Origin of the sequence: Streptomyces sp. NPDC007205, from assembly GCF_040634095.1 — a bacterium.
Classification (GTDB): Bacteria; Actinomycetota; Actinomycetes; order Streptomycetales; family Streptomycetaceae; genus Streptomyces.
Genome location: NZ_JBEYEW010000024.1, coordinates 87,096 through 111,407 on the forward strand (window position 1 = coordinate 87,096; position 24,312 = coordinate 111,407).

Genomic DNA, 24,312 nt, shown 5'->3' on the forward strand with positions numbered 1-24,312 from the left:
CGTTCGGCCGTTGCGAAGATGTGCCAGAGTTGCCACGTCCGCCCTGTGAGCACGTACGGTACGGCCACACAGGTGGGACCAGTGGGGCAGCGGGAAGGGGCAGCCGGTTTGACCACGCACGCACCGCAGGCGGCGCAGGCCGTCACGCTGCCCACGACGCTGGACGAGGCGGTGGCGGCCCTCGCCGAGACGCCCACCGCGGTCCCCGTCGCGGGCGGCACCGATCTGATGGCCGCCGTCAACTCCGGTCAGCTCAGGCCCGCCGCCCTGGTGGGTCTCGGGCGGATCAGCGAGATCCGCGGCTGGCAGTACCAGGACGGCCACGCGCTGCTCGGCGCGGGCCTCACACACGCGCGCATGGGCCGCCCCGACTTCGCGGCCCTGATCCCGGCGCTCGCCGCCGCCGCGCGCGCCGCGGGCCCGCCGCACATCCGCAACGCGGGCACCCTCGGCGGCAACATCGCCTCGGCCGCCCCCACCGGGGACGCGCTGCCGGTGCTGGCCGCGCTGGAGGCGACGCTGATCATCGCGGGCCCGGGCGGGGCCCGCCGGGAGATCCCGGTGTCGCACCTGCTGGCCGGCATGGAGATGCTGCGCGGCGGCGAACTCATCGGCTACGTGCGCGTGCCGCTGCTGCACGCCCCGCAGGTCTTCCTGAAGGCGACCGGACGCACCGGCCCGGGCCGCGCGCTGGCCTCCGTGGCCCTCGTCCTCGACCCTGCCCGGCGCGGAGTGCGGTGCGCCGTCGGTGCCATAGCGCCGATGCCGCTCAGGCCTCTGGAGGCCGAGCAGTGGGTCGCCCAGCTGATCGACTGGGACAACGACCGTGCGCTCGTGCCGGAGGCCCTGAACGCCTTCGGCGAGTACGTCGCCGCGGCCTGCATCCCGGACCCGGCACCGGAGCCCGACGGCTCGGTCGCCCCGCTTCCGCCCGCCGTACTGCACCTGCGGCGCGCCGTCGCCGCACTGGCCCGACGAGCACTGGGGAGGGCACTGTCGTGACCGACGACCAGCACGGAGAGGGCACGCCCCAGGGCGGCGGACGCTGGAATCCGCTGCCCCACGGCGACTACGACGACGGCGCCACCGCCTTCGTCAAGCTCCCCGAGGGCGGCATCGACGCCCTGCTGTCCGGCGACAGCCCGCTGGCCGCACCGGGGCACGGCTATGTGCCGCCGCAGATAACGGTTGCCCCCGGCACCGGGGACCCCGCCGCCACCGGCACCTGGGCCGCGCCCGCGGGCGGCGCCGAGTGGCCCGACCCGAACGCCACGCCCCAGGTGCCCACCGCGGACGACCGGTTCACCTACCAGCCCGGCGCGACCCAGCACTGGACCTTCGACGAGCCCGCGGCCCCGGCCGCGCCCGGGCACGACGTCACCGGACAGTGGTCCATCCCGGTCGCCGGCGGTGATCTTCCGGACGAGTCGGGCGAGTTCACCACGTCCTCCCTGGTCGAGCAGTGGGGCGGCACCCCGCCGGCCACGCTGCCCGGCGGCGCGCCCGCGCCATGGGCGACCCAGGACACGGGCCGCCCCTGGGGCCGGCCCGCGGACACCGGCCACACCGCCCTGCCCGACCACACCGACGCACACCCGGCGGGCGCTCCGGCCGCACCGGCGCCGGGCTACGCACCCGCACCGGACGAGCGGTACCGGCAGGCCCCGGCCGATCACGCCACGGCCCCTCACGAGGAGACCGGGGCAGGAGAAACCGCTCACGGGGACGCCGGGCACGCACCGGCCGGTCACGAAGACACCGGCCACCAGCCGGCCGCTCACAGGGACGCCGGGCACCCGCCGGTCGGTCATGGGGACGCCGGGCACGCACCGGCCAGTCACGAAGACACCGGCCACCCGCCGGCCGCCCGCGGGGACGGTCGGCGGGCCGAGGGCGCCGAGGCGCAGGCCGATGCGCAGGCCGATGCGCGCGGCGTCGAGGCCGGCCGCCCCGGCGCGTTCGGTGAGTCCGCCGAGCCTGTCCGGCCTGCCCAGTCCGGGGAGTTCCGGGAGTTCGGCGAGTCCGCCGAGCCCGAGCAGCCCGGCGTGCCGACCGCGTTCCCGGAGCAGCGGGCCGACTCGGCGGCCGGACCAGGACCAGGACCGGGCACCGACGGCCACGGCCCCGCGGAGCCCGCTGAGCGCCCCGCTGACGGCCCGACAGGTCACGAAGGCCCCGAGGCCCCTGCCGGGGTCCCGCAGGCGGCCACAGCGCCCACGACGCCCGCCGGCCCCGCCACGGCCGACGCGGCGGCGGCCGACCACTCGGCACCGCGGACCCCGGCCTCCGCAGCCGTACCGGAGAACGCCGCCGACGCGCCCGGGACCGCCGTGGCGGCCGAACCCGGGGCGGACGACGCGCCCGAGGGCGCAGCCGAGGAACACGCGGAGCACGCCGCCCCCCTCCCGCCGAACGACGACCACCCGCTCGCCTCCTACGTCCTGCGCGTCAACGGCGCCGACCGCCCCGTCACCGATGCCTGGATCGGCGAGTCGCTGCTGTACGTCCTGCGGGAGCGGCTCGGTCTCGCGGGCGCCAAGGACGGCTGTTCGCAGGGCGAGTGCGGGGCCTGCAACGTGCAGGTCGACGGCCGGCTCGTGGCCTCCTGCCTGGTCCCGGCGGTCACCGCGGCCGGCAGCGAGGTGCGGACGGTCGAGGGCCTGGCCGTCGACGGACAGCCCTCCGACGTACAGCGCGCGCTCGCCCGGTGCGGCGCCGTGCAGTGCGGCTTCTGCGTGCCCGGCATGGCGATGACCCTGCACGACCTGCTGGAGGGCAACCCCGCGCCGACCGAGCTGGAGACCCGGCAGGCGCTGTGCGGAAACCTGTGCCGCTGCTCCGGCTACCGGGGCGTCCTCCAGGCCGTCCAGGAGGTCGTCGCCGAACGCGAGGCGTCGCACGCCGCCGACGCCGAGACGGACGCGGGCGAGGCCCGTATTCCCCATCAGGCGGGCCCCGGCGCCGGCGGTGTCAATCCGTCGGCGTTCGAGGCGCCGGGCGCGTTCGACACGCCGCGGGCCGCTCCCGGCGGCTACGGCGACGCACCGGATCCGTACGGCCCGCCCGACCCGTACGGCACCCCGCCGCACGGCACCCCGGGACCGCACGACCAGCACGGCCCGCACGACCCGCACTACGGCCAGGACGGAGGCCAGGCGTGAGCAACGAAGCCGCCGCGGCGACCACCGCCGCGGAAGCGGCCCCCGAGGCCGAGGCGTGGCCGCACGGCATCGGCGCCTCCCTGCCGCACGCCGACGCCCGCGCCAAGACCGAGGGCACGTTCCCGTACGCGGCCGACCTGTGGGCCGAGGGCCTGCTGTGGGCGGCCGTCCTGCGCTCCCCGCACGCGCACGCGCGCATCGTCTCCATCGACACCAGCCACGCGCGCGAGATGCCCGGCGTACGGGCCGTCGTCACCCACGAGGACGTGCCCGGCACCCCCCGGCACGGCCGGGGCACGCCCGACCGGCCGGTGTTCGCCTCCGAGGTCGTACGCCACCACGGCGAACCCATCGCGGCCGTGGCCGCCGACCACCCGGACACCGCGCGGATGGCCGCCGCGGCCGTCATCGTCGAGTACGAGGTACTCGACCCGGTCACCGACCCCGAGCACGCCTTCGAGGCCGAGCCGCTGCACCCCGACGGCAATCTGATCCGGCACATCCCGCTGCACCACGGCGACCCGTCGGCGGTCGGCGAGGTCGTCGTGGAGGGCCAGTACCGCATAGGGCGCCAGGACCCGGCCCCGATCGGCGCCGAGGCCGGCCTCGCCGTGCCGCGCCCCGACGGCGGCGTGGAGCTGTACCTGGCCTCCACCGACCCGCACGCCGACCGCAACACGGCCGCGGCCTGCTATGGCCTGTCCCCCGATCGGGTGAAGATCGTCGTCACCGGGGTGCCGGGCGCCACCGCCGACCGCGAGGACCAGGGCTTTCAGCTGCCGCTCGGCCTGCTCGCCCTGAAGACCGGCTGCCCGGTGAAGCTCACGGCGACCCGCGAGGAGTCCTTCCTCGGCCATACCCACCGCCATCCGACGCTGCTCCGGTACCGCCACCACGCGGACGCCGAGGGCAAGCTGGTGAAGGTGGAGGCGCAGATCCTGCTGGACGCCGGCGCGTACGCCGACACCTCCTCCGACGCGCTGGCCGCCGCCGTCTCCTTCGCGTGCGGCCCGTACGTCGTCCCGAACGCCTTCATCGAGGGCTGGGCCGTGCGCACCAACAACCCGCCCTCCGGCCATGTGCGCGGCGAGGGCGCGATGCAGGTCTGCGCCGCCTACGAGGCGCAGATGGACAAGCTGGCGAAGAAGCTGGGCCTGGACCCGGCCGAGGTGCGCCTGCGCAACGTCCTGGCGACGGGGGACGTCCTCCCGATCGGCCAGACGGTGACCTGCCCCGCCCCGGTGGCCGAACTCCTGCAGGCGGTCCGGGACTTCCCGCTGCCCACCCTGCCCAAGGACAGCCCCGAGGAGGAGTGGCTGCTGCCCGGCGGACCCGAGGGCGCGGGCGAACCGGGCGCGGTGCGCCGGGGTGTCGGCTACGGCCTGGGCATGGTGCACATGCTCGGCGCGGAGGGCGCCGACGAGGTGTCCACGGCGACGGTCAAGGTCCACGACGGCGTGGCGACCGTCCTCTGCGCCGCCGTCGAGACCGGCCAGGGCTTCACCACGCTCGCCCGGCAGATCGTCCAGGAGACCCTCGGCATCGAGGAGGTCCACGTGGCGCCGGTCGACACCGACCAGCCGCCGGCCGGCGCGGGCTGCCGGGGCCGGCACACCTGGGTGTCCGGCGGCGCGGTGGAGCGGGCGGCGAAGATGGTCCGCACACAGCTGCTGCAGCCCCTGGCGCACAAGTTCGGCATGTCCACCGAGCTGCTGCAGATCACCGACGGCAAGATCACCTCGTACGACGGTGTGCTCTCGACGACCGTCACCGAGGCGCTGGACGGCAAGGAGCTGTGGGCCACCGCCCAGTGCCGCCCGCACCCCACCGAGCCGCTGAACGCCTCCGGGCAGGGCGACGCCTTCGTGGGCCTCGCGTTCTGCGCGATCCGCGCGGTGGTGGACGTCGACATCGAGCTGGGCTCGGTACGGGTGGTGGAGCTGGCGGTCGCCCAGGACGTGGGCCGGATCCTCAACCCGACCCAGCTGGCCGCCCGGATCGAGGCGGGCGTCACCCAGGGCGTGGGCATCGCCCTGACGGAGAACCTCCGTACGCCCCGCGGCCTGATCCGCCACCCGGACCTGACGGGCTACGCCCTTCCGACGGCCCTCGACGCCCCGGACATCCGGATCGTCAGACTGGTCGAGGAGCGGGACGTGGTCGCGCCCTTCGGCGCCAAGTCCGTCAGCGCGGTCCCGGTCGTGACGGCACCGGCCGCGATCGCCTCCGCCGTCCGCGCGGCCACCGGCCGCCCGGTCAACCGCCTCCCGATCCGCCCGCAGGCAGCAGTGGTGATGCCCCAATGAGCACTCCCGAACCCTCCGACGAACCCCGTTACGAACCCCCGCCGAGCGTCGGCAAGTTGTTCCTGTGGATCCTGCTGTTCCTCGTCGCGGCGCTGGCCGTGGTCCTGGGCGGTATCTACTTCACGTGACGCGACGGACCCGGGTCGCCTGACGTCTTTCCTGGTGAGGGCCGTTGTCAGTGGGGCGGCGTAGTGTGCTGAGCGGTGGGGGCAGCGGCACTCACGGACTCACGGTGCACCGTACGGGGAAGATCGCGGGGGAGCGATGGGCACGACCGACGCCGGGATCACGGCGATCACGCTGACCGAGGCGGAGCTTGACCGCCATGTCACGCACGCGCCGACGCGCGGCCTGCTCAGCGGCACCGGTGTGCCCGCGGCCACCGACCTGCTGACCTTCTCCCCGCTGCGCACGCACGGCCTGCGCACGCTCGCCGACGCCGTGGGGGGCCCGTTCCGCGTGGCGGACGAGCTGCGGGACCGGCTGGTGATAGGCGAACTGCTCAGCCCGGCGGGCATGGAGCGCGAGTCGATCCTGCTCGACGGCGGCACCGGCGAGCTGACGACGGCGTACCTCTTCGCCCCCTCCGACACTCGCCCCTTCGCGCGCTCCCTGGACACCCTGCTGCGCTTCGCCGCGGTCACGGAGGAGCTGGCGGGCCTGCGCGGCCGTTTCGCCTCCCTGGCGGGCCGGTACGGCCCCGGGACGGCGGCCGAGGCGACCCGCCGGCTGCTCACCCTCTTCCAGGAGGGCGCGGGCGGCGAGGTCCCGCCGTACTGGAAGGCGGCGGCCCTGATCCGCCCGCTCGCCCTCGCCGCGGGTCCCGGCACCGCCTCCGGGCTCTCCCTGGACGTTCCCGCCCGCCTGCTGGACCAGGAGTTCGGGCACGGCCGGGTGGTGCGCTTCGAGGAGGTCGACTTCCCCGCGACGCTCACGCACGAGCCGACCCGGCGCTTCCTGCGCGAGACCGGGCTGCCGGAGGAGGCGGTGCTCTTCCACGCCGACACGGACGTCCCGCTGCAGACGCTCCGGGAGTACGTCACCGAGGAGTACACGGGCGACTGTCTCCCGGACGAACTCCCGGCCCACGCCGACCACCTGATCCGCCTCGGCCGCCTGGCCGGGGACCACGGCCTGGTGGTCGACGGCAGAACGGGCGCGGTCCTGACCCACAGCGGGCCGGATGCGGCGCTCCACCCGCTCAACACTGACGTCTCCACCCTCGCCTTCACGCTCTGGCTCCTGCACCACGAGCGCACCATCGACGAGCACCTCGGCAACGAACTGACGACCCGCGCCTACGACCACCTGGCCGCGGCCATGCTCCACACCCTGACCGCCCTCGACCCCGCGGCCACCCTCCCGGACACGACCTGGCACTACTGGACAGACGCGTTCCGGGACGAGGCGGGCGGCGCCCTCTGACCCGGCCCGCCCGCCCTCACCCCGTCACCGCTCACGCCACGATCGGGCTTGGAGGCCGTGGCGGGAATTGAACCCACGTAACTCGCTTTGCAGGTTTGTCCGGGCTGGTTGGAGTCTGATCCAGACGGGTGCGCGTGCGTTCACTGCCGTACGGACGCTGTGCTCGTTGAGGCAGCGCGAACGGGTCCGGACGACGGCGGGCGACTACGAACGAGACGGAAACTGAGACGGAGCCAGAGCCGCTACCAACCACTCTGACAGCCTCGGACGTGCTACGCGCTGCACTGAGGTCTTTCAGCGTTGCCGCTCCAGGGTGAGGACAGCTGCGGCGATTGACGTCATTCGATTCGGGCGGTGTAGTCACCCACGCGCCGGCACCGGTTCACCCCGTGCCGACGGTGCTTGGCCGAGTAGCCGGCCCGGCCCTCGCCGAGGCGGTCGCACTCGGCCAGGGTGCCGTCCAGCAGGACGAAATCGGGGTCAGCTTCGCGCAGAGCACGCAACAGACCCGGGGCACGGGCGGCCAGCAGCTCGATGACCGCGCTGGTATAACAACGGCACGGGAGCCTTGCGCGTTGCGGCCAAGGTCGCTGTCATCCGATCGTGCCCTCGCTGAAAGACCTCACTGAGCGAGCGTCCAACAGTTCGCCCGTGGCCCCCATCAGCATCGCCTCGGTCAACTATTCCTTCGCCGGGCGAGTGCAGGCTTCCCTCGCTCGTCGACTTGAATGGCGTAGTCACGAAAGAAGTCCGCAGAGGGCGTTGCTGAATACAGCTCAGCGGGAACCTCTACCTCATGCAGCACTTCACCTTCCGCCAGAGCAACACTAATCTCAGACGGGCCTTCGTGTTGCTCGTAGGGCCAGAAGACACTGACGATTTCACCAGACCCTTCGGCCCGGACGAGTAGGCTGCGGGCCCTTTTAGGCTCAGACATCAAACTACACCTCCCCCAGTAAGGTCGTAACTTACCCACTCTGACGAACTGGCATTCGATATCACCAGCCAGTAAACCGAATCCCCGCTGATGTGCAGGCATTCGGTTCCCGCGTTCGACGTCACAAGACTTCCTCCACCGTTATTGGCCCGCGGAAGAATGAATTGTGGACCCACCCAACTCGGATTCGTCCAAGTGAATTGTCGCCTCTCGGAGGCGCCGGGGCGAAGCCATACCAGCCCAGCATTCCACGACATGGTCCAAGTCCCCTCGGTTGCGATGGAATCCATCCGACACCTACATCGTCCCACAACAACGAAAGCCTCGCGATTCGACAGATGTAAGGCTGTTTCATCTCACTGACAGAGGTTCGTCGGCGCGTAGATGAGGAACGCTGCCACGCGATCTCTCTCTTTCAGTGAGGTCTTTCAGCGAGGGCACGATCGGATGACAGCGACCTTGGCCGCAACGCACAAGGCTCCCGTGCCGTTGAGGGAGGTGTTCGAAGTCTCAACCCATCGGCGCAGGAGCCTTGTTGGTCCCTCATCCTGCCGCACTCGACCTGCCCCATGCGCTCATCGAGTGGGTCACCATGCTCATCGTCACCCGCGAGGGTGACCGCCGCTGCAAGTTCCCGCCGCACCAGCGTGCCCTGGTCGCTCTGGTGTACCTGCGCAAGCACGAGTCCCTCGCACAGATCGCCGCCGGGTTCGGCATCTCGGTCGGCACCGCGCACGCCTATACCAGCGCGGTCATCGAGCTGCTGGCCGCCCGTGCCCCGGGTCTGTTGCGTGCTCTGCGCGAAGCTGACCCCGATTTCGTCCTGCTGGACGGCACCCTGGCCGAGTGCGACCGCCTCGGCGAGGGCCGGGCCGACTACTCGGCCAAGCACCGTCGGCACGGGGTGAACGAGCAGGTGGTCACCGACCTCCATGGCGAGGTGCTGTGGCTGTCTCCGGCCCTGCCGGGGCGCTGCCACGACCTCACCGCGGCCCGCGCCCACCGGATCATCAGGATCTGCGAGCGCCAAGGAGTGCCGATCCTGGCCGATCGCGCCTACATCGGTGCCGGCGCGTGGGTGACTACACCGGCGAGACGGCCTGCGGGAGGTGAACTGACGCCCACCCAACAGGCCGTCAACCGGGCGCTGTCGAAGGCATGGGGCCCGGTCGAGCGTGGAATCGCCCGTCTGAAGTCCTGGCGGATCTTCCGCAGATCCCGGTGCAGCCCGAATCGAATGACGTCAATCGCCGCAGCTGTCCTCACCCTGGAGCGGCAACGCTGAAAGACTTCACTGGATCGAGAACGTCGAACCCCTCGCCGTCAACGACAACACGATGGTCGGGTACGGGGTCGCCGTGCGGAAGCACCTCATCCCCGGCTTGGGCGCTCACCGTCTCGACAGGCTCAAGCCTGAGCACATCGAGGCGTTCTACGCGAAGATGCAGGCCAACGGCAGCAAGCCCGCGACTGCTCACCAGGTGCACCGCACCCTCCGCACCGCCCTCAACGAGGCCGTACGGCGCGGGCATCTCGGCAAAAACCCCGTTCAGTTGGCCAAGGCCCCGAAGACGGGGCAGTACGAGGTGGAGCCCTACACCGTCCAAGAAGTACAGCGGTTGCTGAAGGCCGCTGACCAGCACCGCAATTCCGCACGCTGGGCCGTCGCCCTCGCCCTCGGACTCCGTCAGGGGGAAGTACTGGCCCTCAAGTGGGAGGACGTGGACCTTGACGGTGGGTTCCTTGTTGTCCGCCGAAGTCGCCACCGGCCGCAGTACAGCCACGGGTGCGCGGAGCCCTGTGGACGCATGGCCGCTGGATACTGCCCGCAGAGGCGACGTACCAACCCGGAGATCTCTACCACCAAGTCGCGTGCCGGCCGCCGTGCGGTCGGTGTCCCCGAACAGCTCGTTGACCTACTTCGTGCCCACCTCAAGGCGCAGGAAGAGGACCGGGAGGCGGCGGGCAAGCGATGGGAGGAGAACAGCTTGGTGTTCCCGGATGAGCACGGCCGCAGCCCGTCCCACCGCCGGGATTGGGCGGAGTGGAAGTCCCTTCTGGCAGAGGCCAGCGTCCGTGACGGGCGTCTGCACGACGCGCGCCACACGGCCGCGACAGTCCTGCTGATCCTCGGTGTCCCCGAGCGGGCCGTCATGGGTCTCATTGGGGTGGTCGACCACAGCTATGGCCGCTCGGTATCAGCACATGGTCGACGCGGTGCGCGCTGACATCGCGAGGCAGGTCGATGGCCTGATCTGGAAGACTGAGACGGACCGGCCGGATGATGACGGCGGTGTGGCTAGCGTGCGCGAACCAGTTAGATGAGACTACGCAAAGAGGGCAGGTGGCAGCCCCTCCGGTTGCCACCTGCACCATGCGTCATGCGACACGAGTCCACCCATTCATCGCTATGCGGTGTTCTGTCAGATCATTTCGGGCCGAAGATTGTTGCGCTGAAGCCAAGTTTTCACGATGGGTACACCTGTCAACCCATAGAATCGGTCAGGGAGTGCCTGCTTTAGCGCGTGCATATCGGCCACGACTTGTTCGCGCACATGACTAGGAGATTCCCCCTCGCTCGGCGAGTCCAGATTAATTAGACAGAGCGCACGATTAAATTCATACAGTGGCCAACCTTTTTCCATCACCGGGCCACGTCGCTCGATGGCTAGGGACAATTCGGAAAGGGCGGACTGCCAATCGGGGACTGCCTGATCCTTTAGTGCATAGCCGAGCTGTCCATGAGCTTGATGGAATTCTCCGGAGGTATCCGTCTTTATTATGGCGTGAAAAATTGGAATAGTCCGCGCCATTCCCGCCTTATCATCTTTCCAGGTGGAGCGCCGACGCTCGCGGACCTTGTCGAAAATTTGCAGCCTAGCCTCGGGGGTAGCTTTAGCGATGACTTCGTCGATTTGCTCCTGTGGTTTTGTCGGCGTCCCTGGTGGGGGGTCCAGTACTTCCTGGACGACGAGATGTGCCAAGGCGTCCAAATGCGCTTGGTCCTGCAGATCCTGCCTGATCGTGTCGGACACGTCAGATACTAGCTTCCGATAGGTGTTGCGAAAGTAGTCGGTTACGGACGTATACACCCATAGATAGGATTTAATGAATCCGAATACGGCAAAGACGATTAATAGTGATCCGCCCGCGATCCTTGCTGATGCAGTACCTCCCAATCCATTACCCACTGTGTGTATTAGTCTGGCTGATGTCGCCGTCGCGGTTCCAAGCTGGACTAGCCCAACCCCTACGATGATCTTGGTGAGCCAGTCGGATACGTCTTCGAGATTCGTGCTGGGTCTGTAGCCTCTGTCGTCCTCAGAATTCGGATCACCGATGGCGACTTGCTGCCTTCCGCGAATGCTCCTGGGTATTCCGAAGAGGAATCCAAGAAGTGCTCCTGTCAAGCCCGAAGCGATGGCTATGAGTGCGCCAGTGCCGAGCGTGCCCCAGAAAAACTTCGCACCCAGGCTTCCACAGTAAAACGCGAACGCTATAAGTGCCGCAGCCGGGAATATGTCCCAGATGTCGAGGATTTTACGGCTGCTGGCCTTGTCGGGGTCAGGCATAATTCCACCACAGGTCACTGTTGGGGACTCGTAACCCATCAGGGATTGAACGGCGAGCAGCGGTTGGCGTCACCTCTCGTGACCGGGAAACCTCTTTCAGTATGAGCCAGAGTTACCTGCCCTGCCACTCAAGCAGTAGCCGTCGAACGGCCGTGGCTGCCTAGCCGGCTAGCCTCCCTAGCAGGAGCCCAGCGGGGCCAACTGAGACGGCAACTGAGACGGACGGACCCAAAAAGCGGCACCCCTCCATGGGTGCCGCCCTTTCGTTTTGCCTGGTCAAGGCGCTAGAGGCCGTGGCGGGATTCGAACCCGCGTAACTCGCTTTGCAGGCGAGCCCCTCAACCACTCGGGCACACGGCCGTGTTCGTGGAAATGACGGTATGGGGACGCGGCCTGGGGGTTCAAGGGACGGCGTGGGGGCGCAACGGGACTGCCATACGCCGTTCATGAAAGGGGGGGCGTAGGACCGAGGGCGAGCGTCGGGCCCGACCATCGACAGGGGTCAAACCCGGTTGTGGGCCTTGCTCTGGCGGGCATGGCCGCCCTTGAGCCCCCTGACGCCGCCGTCATGGACCCCGTCGGGCAAGGCGGCGGCTGAGGGGCGCAGTATGCAGGCCTTCGCGCACGACGCCGTAATCGCAGGAACAGGAAGAGGTGCGCGACGACGGGCTCCTGGGCTCGGCGCCGGCGCGACCCCGGTCGGGCCTCTTCGGTCAGGACGCGTACCCGGACGTATGGCAAAGGCCGCGGCGCTGATCGGCAAAATCGCGGCCCGGCTGCAGCGCTTCGCACGCTGACTGTGACCTCGGTCCCACCCACGGGCGACCCGGGCTCGTCCGGGCGTGGGCGGGAGGGCGGCGCCGGTAAGGTGGCCCGGTTGTCATACGTAGCCGAGCCGCCCGACCCGCAAGACATACGGAGACCGTGACTACCACCGCCGCTTCCTCCGCTCACTCCCACCACCTGTCGCCCGCCTTCCCGGGCCGCGCGCCCTGGGGTACCGCCAGCAAGCTGCGTGCCTGGCAGCAGGGGGCGATGGAGAAGTACATCCAGGAGCAGCCGCGTGACTTCCTCGCCGTCGCCACGCCCGGCGCCGGCAAGACCACCTTCGCGCTGACGCTCGCCTCCTGGCTGCTGCACCACCACGTCGTGCAGCAGGTGACCGTGGTCGCGCCGACCGAGCACCTGAAGAAGCAGTGGGCCGAGGCGGCGGGCCGGATAGGGATCAAGCTCGACCCCGAGTACAGCGCGGGCCCGCTCGGCAAGGACTACGACGGCGTCGCGGTCACCTACGCCGGTGTCGGCGTACGGCCCATGCTGCACCGCAACCGGGTCGAGCAGCGCAAGACGCTCGTCATCCTCGACGAGATCCACCACGCCGGTGACTCCAAGTCCTGGGGCGAGGCCTGCCTGGAGGCGTTCGAGCCCGCCACGCGCCGGCTCGCGCTGACCGGTACGCCGTTCCGCTCGGACACCAACCCCATCCCGTTCGTGACGTACGAGGAGGACAACGCCGGCATCCGGCGGTCCGCCGCCGACTACACGTACGGGTACGGCAACGCCCTCGCCGACCACGTCGTCCGGCCGGTCATCTTCCTCTCCTACAGCGGCAACATGCGCTGGCGCACCAAGGCCGGTGACGAGGTCGCGGCCCGGCTCGGCGAGCCGATGACCAAGGACGCGGTCAGCCAGGCCTGGCGTACGGCGCTGGACCCGCGCGGCGAGTGGATGCCCAGTGTGCTGCGCGCCGCCGATCAGCGGCTGACCGAGGTCCGCAAGGCCATCCCGGACGCGGGGGCGCTGGTCATCGCCTCCGACCAGGACTCCGCCCGCGCCTACGCCAAGCTCATCCGTGAGATCACGGGGACGAAGGCGACGCTCGTGCTGTCCGACGACGCCGGCGCCTCGAAGAGGATCGACGAGTTCAGCGAGAGCGACGACCGGTGGATGGTCGCGGTGCGCATGGTGTCCGAGGGCGTCGACGTCCCCCGGCTCGCGGTGGGCGTGTACGCGACGACGATCTCGACGCCTCTCTTCTTCGCGCAGGCCGTCGGGCGTTTCGTACGGTCCCGGCGGCGCGGCGAGACCGCGTCCGTGTTCCTGCCGACCGTGCCCGACCTGCTGACCTTCGCCAACGAGATGGAGAAGGAACGGGACCACGCCCTCGACAAGCCCAAGAAGGAGGGCGAGGAGGACCCGTACGCCGAATCCGAGAAGGAGATGGAGGAGGCGAACAAGCAGCAGGACGAGGACACCGGCGAGCAGGACATGCTGCCCTTCGAGGCGCTGGAGTCCGACGCCGTCTTCGACCGGGTGCTGTACGACGGCGCCGAGTTCGGCATGCAGGCCCACCCGGGGAGCGAGGAGGAGCAGGACTACCTCGGTATCCCGGGGCTCCTGGAACCCGAGCAGGTGCAGTTGCTGCTGCAGAAGCGGCAGGCCCGGCAGATCGCGCACAGCCGGAAGAAGCCGGACACCGAGGCCGACCTGCTGGAGCTGCCCGCCGAGCGCCGGCCGGTGGTCACGCACAAGGAGATGATGGAGCTGCGCAAGCAGCTGAACACGATGGTCAGCGCGTATGTGCACCAGAGCGGGAAGCCGCATGGCGTGATCCACACCGAGCTGCGGCGGGTGTGCGGGGGGCCGCCCAGCGCCGAGGCCACGGCGGGGCAGCTGCGGCAGCGGATCGCGAAGGTGCAGGAGTGGGCGACCCGGATGAAGTGACGTGCCCGCCCGACTCGGTCGGCGGATGGGCAGGGGCACCCCCAGGGATTGGCGCGTGTCAGTTCCTGGGGCCTGTGCGATTCCGGACGAATGGCAGCAGGCCGGATCTGGGCTTGACCGGATTGTGGACTGAGACTTCCGCTGAGCGAACCTGCTTCGCTACTGTCCCGCTACGCACACGCCCCGTGGCAGCGCCGCCGCGGAGCGCAGCCGTGAAGCGACATGACCCGGAGCCGCCGGGCCGTTCTGCCGATCGGCGGCCTCTGAGGCGCGTCGCCGACGGGACTCGGTGACGCATCCGCCGCCCAGGGGGCCGCCGGCCTCACCACCAAAGGAGTGGGCGTCGTGACCGCGGAGACCTCCCAGACGCTCGACCGGGGACTGCGCGTCCTCAAGCTGCTGGCCGACACCGACCACGGGCTGACCGTCACCGAGCTGTCCACGAAACTGGGCGTGAACCGTACCGTGGTGTACCGGTTGCTCGCCACGCTGGAACAACACGCGCTGGTACGGCGTGACTTGGGCGGTCGGGCCCGGGTGGGCCTCGGGGTGCTGCGGCTCGGCCGGCAGGTGCATCCGCTGGTGCGGGAGGCCGCGCTGCCCGCGCTGCGGGCGCTGGCGGAGGACATAGGTGCGACGGCGCACCTGACCCTGGTGGACGGGACGGAGGCGCTGGCCGTCGCCGTGGTCGAACCGACGTGGACCGACTATCACGTGGCGTACCGGGCCGGGTTCCGGCATCCGCTGGACCGGGGGGCGGCGGGCAGGGCGATCCTGTCGGCTCGGCAGTCGCCGTCCGTGGATCCCGGGTACACCCTCACCCATGGTGAGCTGGAGGCCGGGGCGAGCGGGGCTGCGGCGCCGCTGGTCGGGGTCACGGGGGTCGAGGGCAGTGTGGGCGTCGTGATGCTGGCGGACTCCGTGCCGGAGCGGGTGGGGCCCAGGGTGGTGGAAGCGGCGCGGGAAGTCGCCGAGGCGTTGCGCTGACGCCGGATGCGCTGAGCGGCACGTCCGGTTGCCCTGCGCCGATCAGCTGCCCTGCGCCGATCAGCTGGCCTGTGCTGGTGCCGGCCGGGGGTGGGTTTCGCTTGCCCGCGCTCGCGGTGTGCCGCTGCGCCCACCCGTGCCGCCCTGGGGGTACCTGCCAGGCCCTTGAGGCACTGGGGGAGGCACGACTGTCCGCAGCGGCGGCGGTGTCGGCCCACCCCGACCGCCACCGGCACAAGACTCTCGCCACCCCTTTGCCCATCCGGCCAATCGACACCCCGGACCTTTGGTCGATCGGCACACCCCACCACCCCGTCCCCCTCCGCATCATCGAGGCCCATACAGCCCCGAGGCGGAGGGAACAGCGCGGTGGACACAGTGGACACCCGGCCGGAGGCCACAGCACCAAGAACGAGCACACACAGCCTCACCCGGCGCCGGCCGGTGCAACGCCTCCTCGGCGATGCCGCCGGCAGCCCGCTCAGGCGGACCATGGGCGTGGCTCAGCTGACGTTGCTCAGCGTGGGAGCCACCCTCGGCACGGGGATCTTCGTGGTGCTGGGCCAGGCCGTCCCCGAGGCCGGACCCGCCATCGTCGTCTCCTTCGTCGTCGCCGGCGTCACCGCCCTGTTCTCCGCGCTGTCGTACGCCGAGCTGGCCGGCATGATCCCCGGCTCGGGGTCCTCCTACAGCTACGCCTACGCCACCCTCGGCGAGCTGGTCGCCTGGGTGTGCGGATGGTGTCTGATCCTGGAGTACGGGGTCTCCGTGGCGGCCGTCGCCGTGGGATGGGGCCAGTACGTCAACGAGCTGCTGGAGCTCACCTTCGGCGTCTCCCTCCCCGACTCGCTCAGTGCGCCGCCCGGAGCCGGTGGCACCCTCAACATCCCCGCCGCCCTCATCGTCGTACTCGCCATGGTCGTCCTGCTGCGCGGCGCCAAGGAGAGCGCCGTCGCCAACACCGTCATGGTCGGGATCAAGATCGCGGCCCTCGTGCTGTTCTGCGCCGTCGCCTTCACCGCCTTCCGCGCCGGGAACTTCCACCCCCTCTTCCCGCTCGGTGCCGCCGGCATGAGCGCCGGAGCGGCCTCGCTCTTCTTCTCCTACATCGGCTTCGACGCCGCCTCCACCGCAGGTGAGGAGGCACGCAACCCGCAGAAGGACCTGCCGCGGGCCATCATCCTGTCCCTCGCCCTGGTCACCGTCCTGTACGTCCTCGTCGCGGTCGCCGCGCTCGGCGCCATGCCGTGGAAGCAGTTCGCCGGGACCGAGGCCACGCTCAGCGAGGTGCTCGTGCGGGCCGTCGGCGGCGGGAACCTGTGGCCGGTCCTGCTGTCCGTCGGCGCGGTCGTCGCCACCACCAGTGTGGTGCTCACCGTGCAGTACGGGCAGATCCGCATTCTGTTCGCCATGGCCCGGGACGGGCTGCTGCCGCCCTTGTTCGCCAAGGTGCACCCCCGTACCGGAGTGCCCCGCGCCAACACCGTGATCGTCTCGGGGTTCATCGCCGTCCTCGCCGCCCTCGTCCCGCTCGGCAGCCTCGCCGACGCCACCAGCATCGGCACCCTCTTCGCGTTCATGCTGGTCAACCTGGCGGTGGTGCTGCTGCGCCGGCGCAGCCCCGACCTCCCGCGCTCCTTCCGGGTGCCGTTCTCCCCGGTCACCCCGCTCCTGGGGGTCGGCTTCTGTGTCTACATGCTGGGCAGCCTGGGCGCCGACACCTGGATCGCCTTCGGGGCGTGGATGGCGGCCGGGCTCGTCGTCTACGGCCTCTACGGCATCCGCCACTCCCGGCTGAACCAGCCCCAGGACCTCGGATGAGCACGCTCGACCTCACCGCCGACGTCGTCACCCTCACCCGTGCCCTCGTCGACCTGCCCTCCGAGAGCGGACGGGAGGCCGTCATCGCCGACGCCGTCCACGCCGCCCTGCGCGGCCTGCCCCACCTCACCGTCGACCGGGTCGGCAACTCCGTCGTCGCCCGCACCGGCCTCGGCCGCCCCGAACGCGCCGTGATCGCCGGGCACCTGGACACCGTCCCGGCCGCCGGGAACCTGCCCTCCCGGCTCGCGGACGGCCGTGTGCACGGGCTCGGTGCCTGCGACATGAAGGGCGGGGTGGCGGTCGCCCTGCGGCTGGCCGCCACCCTTCCCGCCCCCGTCCGCGATCTCACCTTCGTCTTCTACGAGTGCGAGGAGGTCGAAGGCGAGCGCAACGGGCTCGCCCGCATCGGTGCCGAGCGGCCGGAGCTGCTCGCCGACGCCGGCCTGGCGATCCTCATGGAGCCCTCCGACGCGGGCGTCGAGGCCGGCTGTCAGGGGATCCTCACCGCCGACATCGTGGTCAAGGGTGCCCGCGCCCACACCGCCCGCGCCTGGCGGGGCGTCAATGCCGCGCACAAGGCCGGCGAGGTCCTCCGGCGCCTCGATGCGCACCGGCCGCAGCGGATCGTGATCGATGGGCTGGAGTACCGGGAGGGGCTCGGCGCCGTCGCCGTACGGGCCGGGGTCGCCGGGAACGTCGTACCCGACGCGTGTGTCGTCACCGTCAACTGCCGTTTTGCACCCAGCCGTTCGCCGGAGGAGGCCGAGGCGCACGTGCGCTCGCTCTTCCCGGAGTACGAGGTGCAGGTCACCGAGGTCGTCGCGGGCGCCCTGCCGCATCTGGACCGGGTCGGCGCTCTCGTCGCCGCGCTCGGTGCCGAGCCGAGGCCCAAGCTCGGCTGGACGGACGTCGCCCGGTTCGCCGCGCTGGGCGTGCCCGCGCTCAACTACGGCCCCGGGGACCCGTCCCTCGCCCACACGCCGGGGGAGTACGTCCCCGTCGAGCACCTGCACACCTGCGAGGACCGGCTCAGGGCGTGGCTGAGCTGAGCCCGGCCAGCGCCCGCAACTGCAGCCACAGCACCAGCCGTTCGTCGGGGTCGTCCAGATCGACCCCGGCGTGCTGCTGGAGCTGTCTGAGGCGGTAGCGGCAGGTGTTGGGGTGCACGGCGAGGAGCTTCGCCGCGCCCGCCATGTCGCAGCCCGCGTCGAACCAGCACACCAGCGTGCGCGCGTACTCGGTGCCGTGCCCGGCGTCGTACGCCAGTACCCGCCGCCACGCGCCCGCGCTCAACTCGCGCCGCCCGGCCATCACTTCGGCCAGCCGCAGCAGCGTCACCCGGGCCCGTACCTCGTCCACCGTGGCCACCGGCAGCTGTGCGTCCAGCACCCGCAGCACCAGATCCGCGTCCGCCCGCGAGTGGGCGAGCCCCTCCGCGTCCGCTGCGACCTCGCCGAGCGCCGCCCGCACCGGCACCCGCAGCGCCTGCCCGGCCCGCGCCACGATGTCCTCGGCGAGCCGCTTGTGCCGCTCGCCGGGACCGGGCAGCACCGCGTAGACGACCCCGTCCACCAGCACACCCGCGTGCCGCCCGTAGCGCGCCTCGCACTGCAGCCGTACGACGTCCAGCAGGCGGGACGCCGTGCGCTCGGTGTCCGGGACGCTCCCGGCGGAGTCCAGCGCCAGGACGAAGGCCGCCACCCTGGCCGGGCCGGCGACGCCCAGCCGTTCGGCGGCCGTCGTCGCGTCCGCCGCCGTACCGTCCAGCAGCCGGCGCAGCAGCTCGCCGCCCCGGTGCCGGGCCAGCTCCCGGGCCGCGCGCGCCCGCAGCAGGAGCAGGGCGGCCGTCGAGGCGCCCTGGGTGAGGGTCTCCTCGGCGTCCGGGGCGAGAGCGCCGCCGTCGACCACCCACACCGAGCCGAGCGTCTCCCCGCCGGCCCGCACCGGCACCGCCAGCCGGGGCAGGTCGCCGTCGGTCAGCGCGGGCAGCCGCAGGGGGCGGTCGGCGGCGAACAGCCGGCGGTACTGCTCGGTGTTCTCCGTGCCGGTCGTCGGCACCTGACGGCCGAGGATGCCCTGCCGGCGGTCCTCGTCGATCGGCTGGCCGGGGACAGTGGAGTAGGCGAGGATCCGCTGCCTGGGGTCCTCGACGGCGGTGGCCCCGCCGGTCGCCGTCGCGATCGCGTCGGCCAGCGCGAACAGGTCGCCGAGCCCGCTGTCCGGGGCGACGGCGGTGGGCCGGGCGGCGATGGCCGAGGCCAGCAGCAGATGCACGTGATGCCAGGCGGCGTCCTCGGCGACGGACAGCAGCGCCACGCCGTGCGCCTCGGCCTCCGCGACCGGCCCGTGCGCGCCGCGCACCACCACGCCGGTCAGCCCGGCCTCCGCCGCCGCCCGCAGCAGCGGCCCCGCCCGGTCCGCCGGCACGCCGACCGCCAGCAGCAGCGCGCCGGGCAGCCGGGGGAGCGGGGTGCGGCCGTCGTAGAGCACCGCCTCGGTGACCGGTACGGCCCGACCGGCGGGCGCGGTGTGCAGGCGCAGGGCGGGGCCGCCGACGACGTCCAGGAGATCGCCGAGGGTGCAGACGTCCATGAGGGTCCCAGCAGGCTGTTGGCGGATGGTGAAACGAACGTACGCATCCCTTGGCCGCTCGCACAACACATGCGCAGCCGGCTCCTTCGAGACTCGTGCCATGACAGCAGGACTCACCATCCGTACCGTCCACGACGTCGCCCGCCTCGCGGCCGTGGCCGGTTACTTCAGCGACGTCTGGCAGACACCCCGGGCCGCCCCGCCCTATCCGGCCGAGGTCCTGCACAGCCTGGTGCACGCCGGCGGCGCCGTCCACGCCGCCTACGACGGGCAGCGGCTCGCCGGGGCGTCCGTCGCCGTCCTCGGCCCCGAGCACAGCACGTACTCACTGGTGGCCGCCGCCGACCGGGGGCTCGGGCACGCCGTCAAGCTGGCCCAGCGCGACTGGGCGGCCGGGCTCGGCGCCCGCACCATGCGCTGGACCTTCGACCCGCTGGTCGGCCGCAACGCCCGCTTCAACCTGGTCAAGCTGGGCGCCGTCGGCACCGAGTACCTGGTCGACTTCTACGGCCCCATGAGCGACGGCGTGAACGACGGCGACGAGAGCGACCGGCTGACGGTGACCTGGGACCTGACGGTGCCCAGTGCCTCGTACGAGGTGACGGCCCACGGTCCCGTCATCCGGCGGGCCCCCGACGGCGACCCCCTCGCCCGCCGCGACCCCGCCGGCCGGTACGTCTGGTGCCGGGTGCCGGAGGACATCGTGAAACTGCGCGCCGCCGACCCGGCGCTGGCGCTGCGCTGGCGGCACGCGGTGCGTGACGTGTTCCTGGACGCCTTCACGGAGGGGTTCCGGGCCACCGGCATGTCCCGTGACGGCTGGTACACCCTCACCCGGGAAGGGGCGGGCGCATGAAGCTGGAACGCGTCGAGATCGTGCACGTGGCGATCCCGCTGGTCACGCCCTTCCGTACGTCCTTCGGGACGATGACGGCGAAGGACACCTTCCTCCTGCGGGCCGTCACGGACACCGCCGAGGGCTGGTCCGAGTTCGCCGCCGACCCCGAACCGCTGTACTGCCCGGAGTTCGTCGCCGGCGCCGAGATCGTGCTGCGCGACTTCCTGATCCCGCGCGTGGCCGCCCTCCCGCACCTCACCACGGCCGCGCTCGCTCCCGCCCTGGCGAAGATCAAGGGCCACGAGCTGGCGAAGGCCGCCCTGGAGACGGCGCTCCTGGACGCCGAGCTGCGGTCGTACGGCATGCCGCTCGCCACCTACCTCGGCGCGGTACGGGACCGGGTGCCCGCCGGGGTGTCGGTCGGCATCAAGAACTCGGTCCCGGAGCTGCTGGACGACGTCGAGCGCTACCTCGCCGAGGGGTACGTCCGCATCAAGCTGAAGATAGAGCCCGGCTGGGACGTGGAGCCGGTCCGTGCGGTCCGCGGCCGCTTCGGCGAGGCCCTCCCCCTGCAGGTCGACGCGAACACGGCGTACACCCTCGCGGACGCCGAGCATCTGCGGCGGCTGGACGAGTTCGGGCTGCTGCTGATCGAGGAGCCGCTGGAGGAGAACAACCTGCACGCCCACGCCCGGCTGCAGCAGCGCCTGCGGACGCCGGTCTGCCTGGACGAGTCCCTGCACGGCGCGCGCGACACCGCCTCGGCGATCGCGCTGGACGCCTGCCGGGTGGTGAACGTCAAGCCCGCCCGGGTCGGCGGCTACCTGGAGGCCCGCCGGGTCCACGACGTGGCGCACGCGCACGGGGTCCCGGTGTGGTGCGGCGGCATGCTGGAGACGGGCATCGGCCGGGCCCCGAACCTGGCCCTGGCCGCCCTGCCGGGCTTCACCCTCCCCGGGGACACCTCCGCCTCCTCCCGGTACTTCGCCGAGGACATCACCGAGCCGTTCGTCCTGGAGGACGGCCACCTCCCGGTCCCGGCCACCCCCGGTATCGGCACCGCGCCCCTGCCGGACGCCCTGCGCCGGTTCACCGTGCAGCGACGGGACCTGTACGCGGCATGAGGACACAGCCGGTGGTCGCGTTAGATTGATCCTGTGTTCTCTCGTCTCACGCGTCCCCAGGCCGTAGCCGTCTGCGCGCTGCCCCTCGTGGCCCTGCTGGCCACGGCGGTGTTCGCGCCGCTGCCGTTCTCGGTGGCGCAGCCCGGTCCGACGGCGAACGTGCTCGGTTCGAGCAAGGGCGCCGAGGTGATCACCGTCTCCGGCGCGCCGGTCCGCAGGAGCAGCGGGCAGCTGCGGATGGTCACGATCGTGGCGACCGGCCCGGACACCAAGGTCACCCTCGGCGAAGTGGTCGGCAACTGGTTCCGCACCGACCGGGCCGTGATGCCGCACGACGCCGTCTACAGCGGGGACACGGTCAAGGAGATCGAGAAGCACAACGTGGCGCAGATGCGGCAGTCCCAGGACGCCGCGACCCAGGCGGCGCTGAAGTACCTCGGGCTGAGCTCCGACAAGGTCAAGATCTCGTTGAAGCTCGCCGGCGTGGGCGGGCCCAGCGCGGGCCTGCTGTTCACGCTGGGGATCATCGACAAGCTGGACGGCGACGGCAGCGGCGGCGACCTCACGGGCGGCCGCACCATCGCCGGTACGGGCACGATCGACGCCGCCGGCAAGGTCGGCGCGGTCGGCGGGGTGGCCCTGAAGCTGCAGGCCGCCCGGCGGGACGGGGCGACCGTCTTCCTGGTGCCGAAGGACGAATGCGCCGACGCCAAGGGGGAACTGCCCGAGGGTCTCAGGCTGGTCCCGGTCACCACGCTGAAGGGCGCGGTGAACTCCCTGGTGGCCCTGGAGAAGGGCAAGGACTCGGTCCCGACCTGCTAGGCCCTGTCGTCAGAATCCTGCCTGCCCCGCGACGCCTGCCTCGCGACGCCTGCCCCGCACTCCTTCACGCTCGGCTCGCTCGGTTTCGTCGCGCGGGCACCTGCTCGCCGCCGGCGGGCCGGATCCCTGCGTCTCACGAACCCCTCTCGGCGGCGTCCAGGGCCGCCTGTTCCACCAGCGGGATGATCCGCAGCGGAACGGGGTTCTCCATGACGATCGTGGTGGAGGCGCGGACGATGCCGTCGAAGCCGACGACCCGGTCGATCACCCGTTGCAGATCGGCGTTCGAGCGGGCCACCAGCCGGCAGAGCATGTCCCCGCTGCCGGTGGTCGTCAGCAGCTCCAGCACCTCCGGCACGGTCGCCAGGTGGGCCCGGACATCGGCGCCCTGGCCCTGCCGGATCTGCAGCGTGGCGAACGCGGTGACCGGGTAGCCGAGGGCCGCCGGGTCCACCTGCGGGCCGAATCCGCGGATCACGCCGTTCGACTGGAGCCGGTCCAGGCGGGCCTGCACGGTCCCGCGCGCGACCCCGAGCCGCCGGGACATCTCCAGCACACCGATGCGCGGCTCCTGGGCCAGCAGCACGATGATGCGCCCGTCCAGATGATCGATCGCCACGGCACCCCCAGGAATAGTCATACTGCACAGAAAGCCCGCCGAGGCGGCCGTAGTGCTGAGCAGATTGCACAGCGAATACGCCAACTATTGCGCAGCTTGCAGAGCAGGGCCACCCTTCCCGCATGGCAGCGATTTCTGCGAACACACACCTCACTCCCGACACCGCACGGCAGGCCGACCCCTTCCCGGTCAAGGGAATGGACGCGGTCGTCTTCGCCGTGGGCAACGCCAAGCAGGCCGCGCACTACTACTCCACCGCCTTCGGCATGAAGCTGGTCGCGTACTGCGGACCGGAGAACGGCAGCCGCGAGACCGCCAGTTACGTCCTGGAGAACGGCTCCGCCCGCTTCGTGCTCACCTCGGTGGTCAAGCCGAGCACCGACTGGGGCCGCTTCCTCGCCCGGCACGTGGCCGAGCACGGCGACGGTGTCGTCGACCTGGCCATCGAGGTCCCGGACGCCCGCGCCGCGTACGCCTACGCCATCGAGCACGGCGCGAAGAGCGTCGCCGAGCCGTACGAGGTGAAGGACGAGCACGGCACCGTCGTCCTCGCCGCCATCGCCACCTACGGCGAGACCCGCCACACCCTGGTCGACCGCAGCGGCTACGACGGCCCCTACCTGCCCGGTTACGTCGCTGCCGAGCCGATGGTCCAACCGCCCGCCCAGCGCACCTTCCAGGCCATCGACCACTGCGTCGGCAACGTCGAACTCGGCCGGATGAACGAGTGGGTCGGGTTCTACAACAAGGTCATGGGCTTCACGAACATGAAGGAGTTCGTGGGCGACGACATCGCCACCGAGTACAGCGCGCTGATGTCGAAGGTCGTCGCGGACGGCACCCTCAAGGTGAAGTTCCCGATCAACGAGCCCGCGATCGCCAAGAAGAAGTCGCAGATCGACGAGTACCTGGAGTTCTACGGCGGCGCCGGTGTCCAGCACATCGCGCTGAACACCAACGACATCGTGCAGACGGTCCGCACCATGCGCGCGGCCGGGGTCGAGTTCCTCGACACTCCCGACTCCTACTACGACACTCTCGGCGAGTGGGTCGGCGACACCCGGGTGCCCATCGAGACGCTGCGCGAGCTGAAGATCCTCGCCGACCGCGACGAGGACGGGTATCTGCTGCAGATCTTCACCAAGCCGGTCCAGGACCGGCCGACCGTGTTCTTCGAGATCATCGAGCGGCACGGCTCGATGGGCTTCGGCAAGGGCAACTTCAAGGCCCTGTTCGAGGCGATCGAACGCGAGCAGGCCAAGCGGGGCAACCTGTAACGGCAGTGCCTAGGTGTATTGATCACGAGCGTTGTTAACGTGGGCCGGTCTTGATCGTGGCGAAGGCCCCCGTGTGTGGTGGAGGTGTCGAATCTTCACCGCAC

The 24,312-nt window shown here is 71.0% G+C and carries 17 protein-coding genes, 1 tRNA gene and 3 pseudogenes; 16 read left to right on the forward strand and 5 right to left on the reverse strand.

Annotated features, from left to right (window positions below; genetic code table 11):
* Window positions 1–108: 108 nt before the first annotated feature.
* The 5 genes from ABZ624_RS30575 to ABZ624_RS30595 all read left to right on the forward strand — a co-directional run bounded on the left by ABZ624_RS30575 (window position 109) and on the right by ABZ624_RS30595 (window position 6,892).
* A complete protein-coding gene (locus ABZ624_RS30575) occupies window positions 109–1,002 on the forward strand; it encodes an FAD binding domain-containing protein (protein WP_360096016.1) in 894 nt (297 codons plus the stop codon).
* Window positions 999–3,161 (forward strand): 2Fe-2S iron-sulfur cluster-binding protein, encoded by a 2,163-nt coding sequence (locus ABZ624_RS30580; protein ID WP_360096019.1) that lies wholly within the window; start codon window positions 999–1,001, stop codon window positions 3,159–3,161. The genes ABZ624_RS30575 and ABZ624_RS30580 overlap by 4 nt, the downstream gene beginning before the upstream one ends.
* Window positions 3,158–5,467, forward strand: a complete 2,310-nt coding sequence (locus ABZ624_RS30585; RefSeq protein ID WP_360096022.1) for a molybdopterin cofactor-binding domain-containing protein — start codon at window positions 3,158–3,160, stop codon at window positions 5,465–5,467. Before ABZ624_RS30580 ends, ABZ624_RS30585 begins: the two co-directional genes overlap by 4 nt.
* Complete coding sequence (locus tag ABZ624_RS30590) at window positions 5,464–5,595, forward strand: hypothetical protein (protein WP_360096025.1); 132 nt, start codon at window positions 5,464–5,466, stop codon at window positions 5,593–5,595. Before ABZ624_RS30585 ends, ABZ624_RS30590 begins: the two co-directional genes overlap by 4 nt.
* A gap of 136 nt (window positions 5,596–5,731) precedes the next feature.
* The gene (locus ABZ624_RS30595) at window positions 5,732–6,892 is read left to right on the forward strand and encodes an SUKH-4 family immunity protein (RefSeq protein WP_360096028.1); all 1,161 of its coding nucleotides are present in this window, start codon (window positions 5,732–5,734) and stop codon (window positions 6,890–6,892) included.
* A gap of 380 nt (window positions 6,893–7,272) precedes the next feature.
* On the opposite strand, the pseudogene ABZ624_RS30600 reads toward ABZ624_RS30595, so the two are convergent.
* Window positions 7,273–7,443: pseudogene (locus ABZ624_RS30600) on the reverse strand (IS5/IS1182 family transposase); the annotation flags it as partial.
* Between the two features lie 921 nt (window positions 7,444–8,364).
* Here ABZ624_RS30600 and ABZ624_RS30605 point away from each other — a divergent pair.
* Both ABZ624_RS30605 and ABZ624_RS30610 read left to right on the forward strand, forming a co-directional pair.
* A complete protein-coding gene (locus tag ABZ624_RS30605; RefSeq protein WP_360096031.1) occupies window positions 8,365–9,114 on the forward strand; it encodes a transposase family protein in 750 nt (249 codons plus the stop codon).
* A 7-nt stretch (window positions 9,115–9,121) separates the two neighbouring features.
* A pseudogene (locus ABZ624_RS30610) lies at window positions 9,122–10,154 on the forward strand (site-specific integrase); the annotation flags it as partial.
* A gap of 98 nt (window positions 10,155–10,252) precedes the next feature.
* Here ABZ624_RS30610 and ABZ624_RS30615 read toward each other — a convergent pair.
* Complete coding sequence (locus ABZ624_RS30615) at window positions 10,253–11,401, reverse strand: hypothetical protein (protein ID WP_360096034.1); 1,149 nt, start codon at window positions 11,399–11,401, stop codon at window positions 10,253–10,255.
* A gap of 288 nt (window positions 11,402–11,689) precedes the next feature.
* Window positions 11,690–11,761 (reverse strand) — tRNA-Cys (locus ABZ624_RS30620).
* A gap of 294 nt (window positions 11,762–12,055) precedes the next feature.
* Here ABZ624_RS30620 and ABZ624_RS30625 point away from each other — a divergent pair.
* The 5 genes and pseudogenes from ABZ624_RS30625 to dapE form a co-directional block, all read left to right on the forward strand.
* A pseudogene (locus ABZ624_RS30625) lies at window positions 12,056–12,145 on the forward strand (death-on-curing protein); the annotation flags it as partial.
* Between the two features lie 180 nt (window positions 12,146–12,325).
* Window positions 12,326–14,125, forward strand: coding sequence for a DEAD/DEAH box helicase (locus ABZ624_RS30630; protein ID WP_360096037.1), 1,800 nt, complete (start codon window positions 12,326–12,328; stop codon window positions 14,123–14,125).
* Window positions 14,126–14,470: 345 nt separating this feature from the next.
* The gene (locus ABZ624_RS30635) at window positions 14,471–15,112 is read left to right on the forward strand and encodes a helix-turn-helix domain-containing protein (RefSeq protein ID WP_360096040.1); all 642 of its coding nucleotides are present in this window, start codon (window positions 14,471–14,473) and stop codon (window positions 15,110–15,112) included.
* A 378-nt stretch (window positions 15,113–15,490) separates the two neighbouring features.
* On the forward strand, window positions 15,491–16,933 hold the full coding sequence (locus ABZ624_RS30640) for an amino acid permease (protein WP_360096076.1): 1,443 nt from the start codon (window positions 15,491–15,493) through the stop codon (window positions 16,931–16,933).
* Window positions 16,930–17,985, forward strand: coding sequence for a succinyl-diaminopimelate desuccinylase (gene dapE, locus ABZ624_RS30645; RefSeq protein ID WP_360096043.1), 1,056 nt, complete (start codon window positions 16,930–16,932; stop codon window positions 17,983–17,985). The genes ABZ624_RS30640 and dapE overlap by 4 nt, the downstream gene beginning before the upstream one ends.
* Here the strand turns inward: dapE and ABZ624_RS30650 are convergent.
* A complete protein-coding gene (locus tag ABZ624_RS30650) occupies window positions 17,966–19,528 on the reverse strand; it encodes a helix-turn-helix domain-containing protein (protein WP_360096046.1) in 1,563 nt (520 codons plus the stop codon). The genes dapE and ABZ624_RS30650 overlap by 20 nt on opposite strands.
* A 100-nt stretch (window positions 19,529–19,628) precedes the next feature.
* Between ABZ624_RS30650 and ABZ624_RS30655 the strand changes: the two genes are divergently transcribed.
* The 3 genes from ABZ624_RS30655 to ABZ624_RS30665 are packed head-to-tail and all read left to right on the forward strand — an operon-like array spanning window position 19,629 to window position 22,312.
* Window positions 19,629–20,384 carry a chorismate synthase gene (locus ABZ624_RS30655; RefSeq protein ID WP_360096049.1) on the forward strand — a complete coding sequence of 252 codons (756 nt, stop codon included), beginning with the start codon at window positions 19,629–19,631 and terminating at the stop codon, window positions 20,382–20,384.
* Window positions 20,381–21,490 (forward strand): o-succinylbenzoate synthase, encoded by a 1,110-nt coding sequence (menC, locus tag ABZ624_RS30660; protein WP_360096052.1) that lies wholly within the window; start codon window positions 20,381–20,383, stop codon window positions 21,488–21,490. Before ABZ624_RS30655 ends, menC begins: the two co-directional genes overlap by 4 nt.
* Window positions 21,491–21,523: 33 nt before the next feature.
* Window positions 21,524–22,312, forward strand: coding sequence for a S16 family serine protease (locus tag ABZ624_RS30665; protein WP_360096055.1), 789 nt, complete (start codon window positions 21,524–21,526; stop codon window positions 22,310–22,312).
* Window positions 22,313–22,445: 133 nt separating this feature from the next.
* Here ABZ624_RS30665 and ABZ624_RS30670 read toward each other — a convergent pair whose 3' ends face one another.
* A complete protein-coding gene (locus ABZ624_RS30670; RefSeq protein WP_360096079.1) occupies window positions 22,446–22,931 on the reverse strand; it encodes an Lrp/AsnC family transcriptional regulator in 486 nt (161 codons plus the stop codon).
* Between the two features lie 122 nt (window positions 22,932–23,053).
* Between ABZ624_RS30670 and hppD the strand changes: the two genes are divergently transcribed.
* Window positions 23,054–24,208, forward strand: coding sequence for a 4-hydroxyphenylpyruvate dioxygenase (hppD, locus tag ABZ624_RS30675; RefSeq protein WP_360096058.1), 1,155 nt, complete (start codon window positions 23,054–23,056; stop codon window positions 24,206–24,208).
* Window positions 24,209–24,312 lie beyond the last annotated feature (104 nt).

Excerpts from the sequence above, each read along its gene's own strand:
- ABZ624_RS30615 (WP_360096034.1), bottom strand. The coding sequence starts at position 11,401 with ATGCCTGACCCCGACAAGGCCAGCAGCCGTAAAATCCTCGACATCTGG.
- menC (WP_360096052.1), top strand. The coding sequence starts at position 20,381 with ATGAAGCTGGAACGCGTCGAGATCGTGCACGTGGCGATCCCGCTGGTC.
- ABZ624_RS30655 (WP_360096049.1), top strand. The coding sequence starts at position 19,629 with ATGACAGCAGGACTCACCATCCGTACCGTCCACGACGTCGCCCGCCTC.
- ABZ624_RS30595 (WP_360096028.1), top strand. The coding sequence starts at position 5,732 with ATGGGCACGACCGACGCCGGGATCACGGCGATCACGCTGACCGAGGCG.
- ABZ624_RS30590 (WP_360096025.1), top strand. The coding sequence starts at position 5,464 with ATGAGCACTCCCGAACCCTCCGACGAACCCCGTTACGAACCCCCGCCG.
- hppD (WP_360096058.1), top strand. The coding sequence starts at position 23,054 with ATGGCAGCGATTTCTGCGAACACACACCTCACTCCCGACACCGCACGG.
- ABZ624_RS30650 (WP_360096046.1), bottom strand. The coding sequence starts at position 19,528 with ATGGACGTCTGCACCCTCGGCGATCTCCTGGACGTCGTCGGCGGCCCC.
- dapE (WP_360096043.1), top strand. The coding sequence starts at position 16,930 with ATGAGCACGCTCGACCTCACCGCCGACGTCGTCACCCTCACCCGTGCC.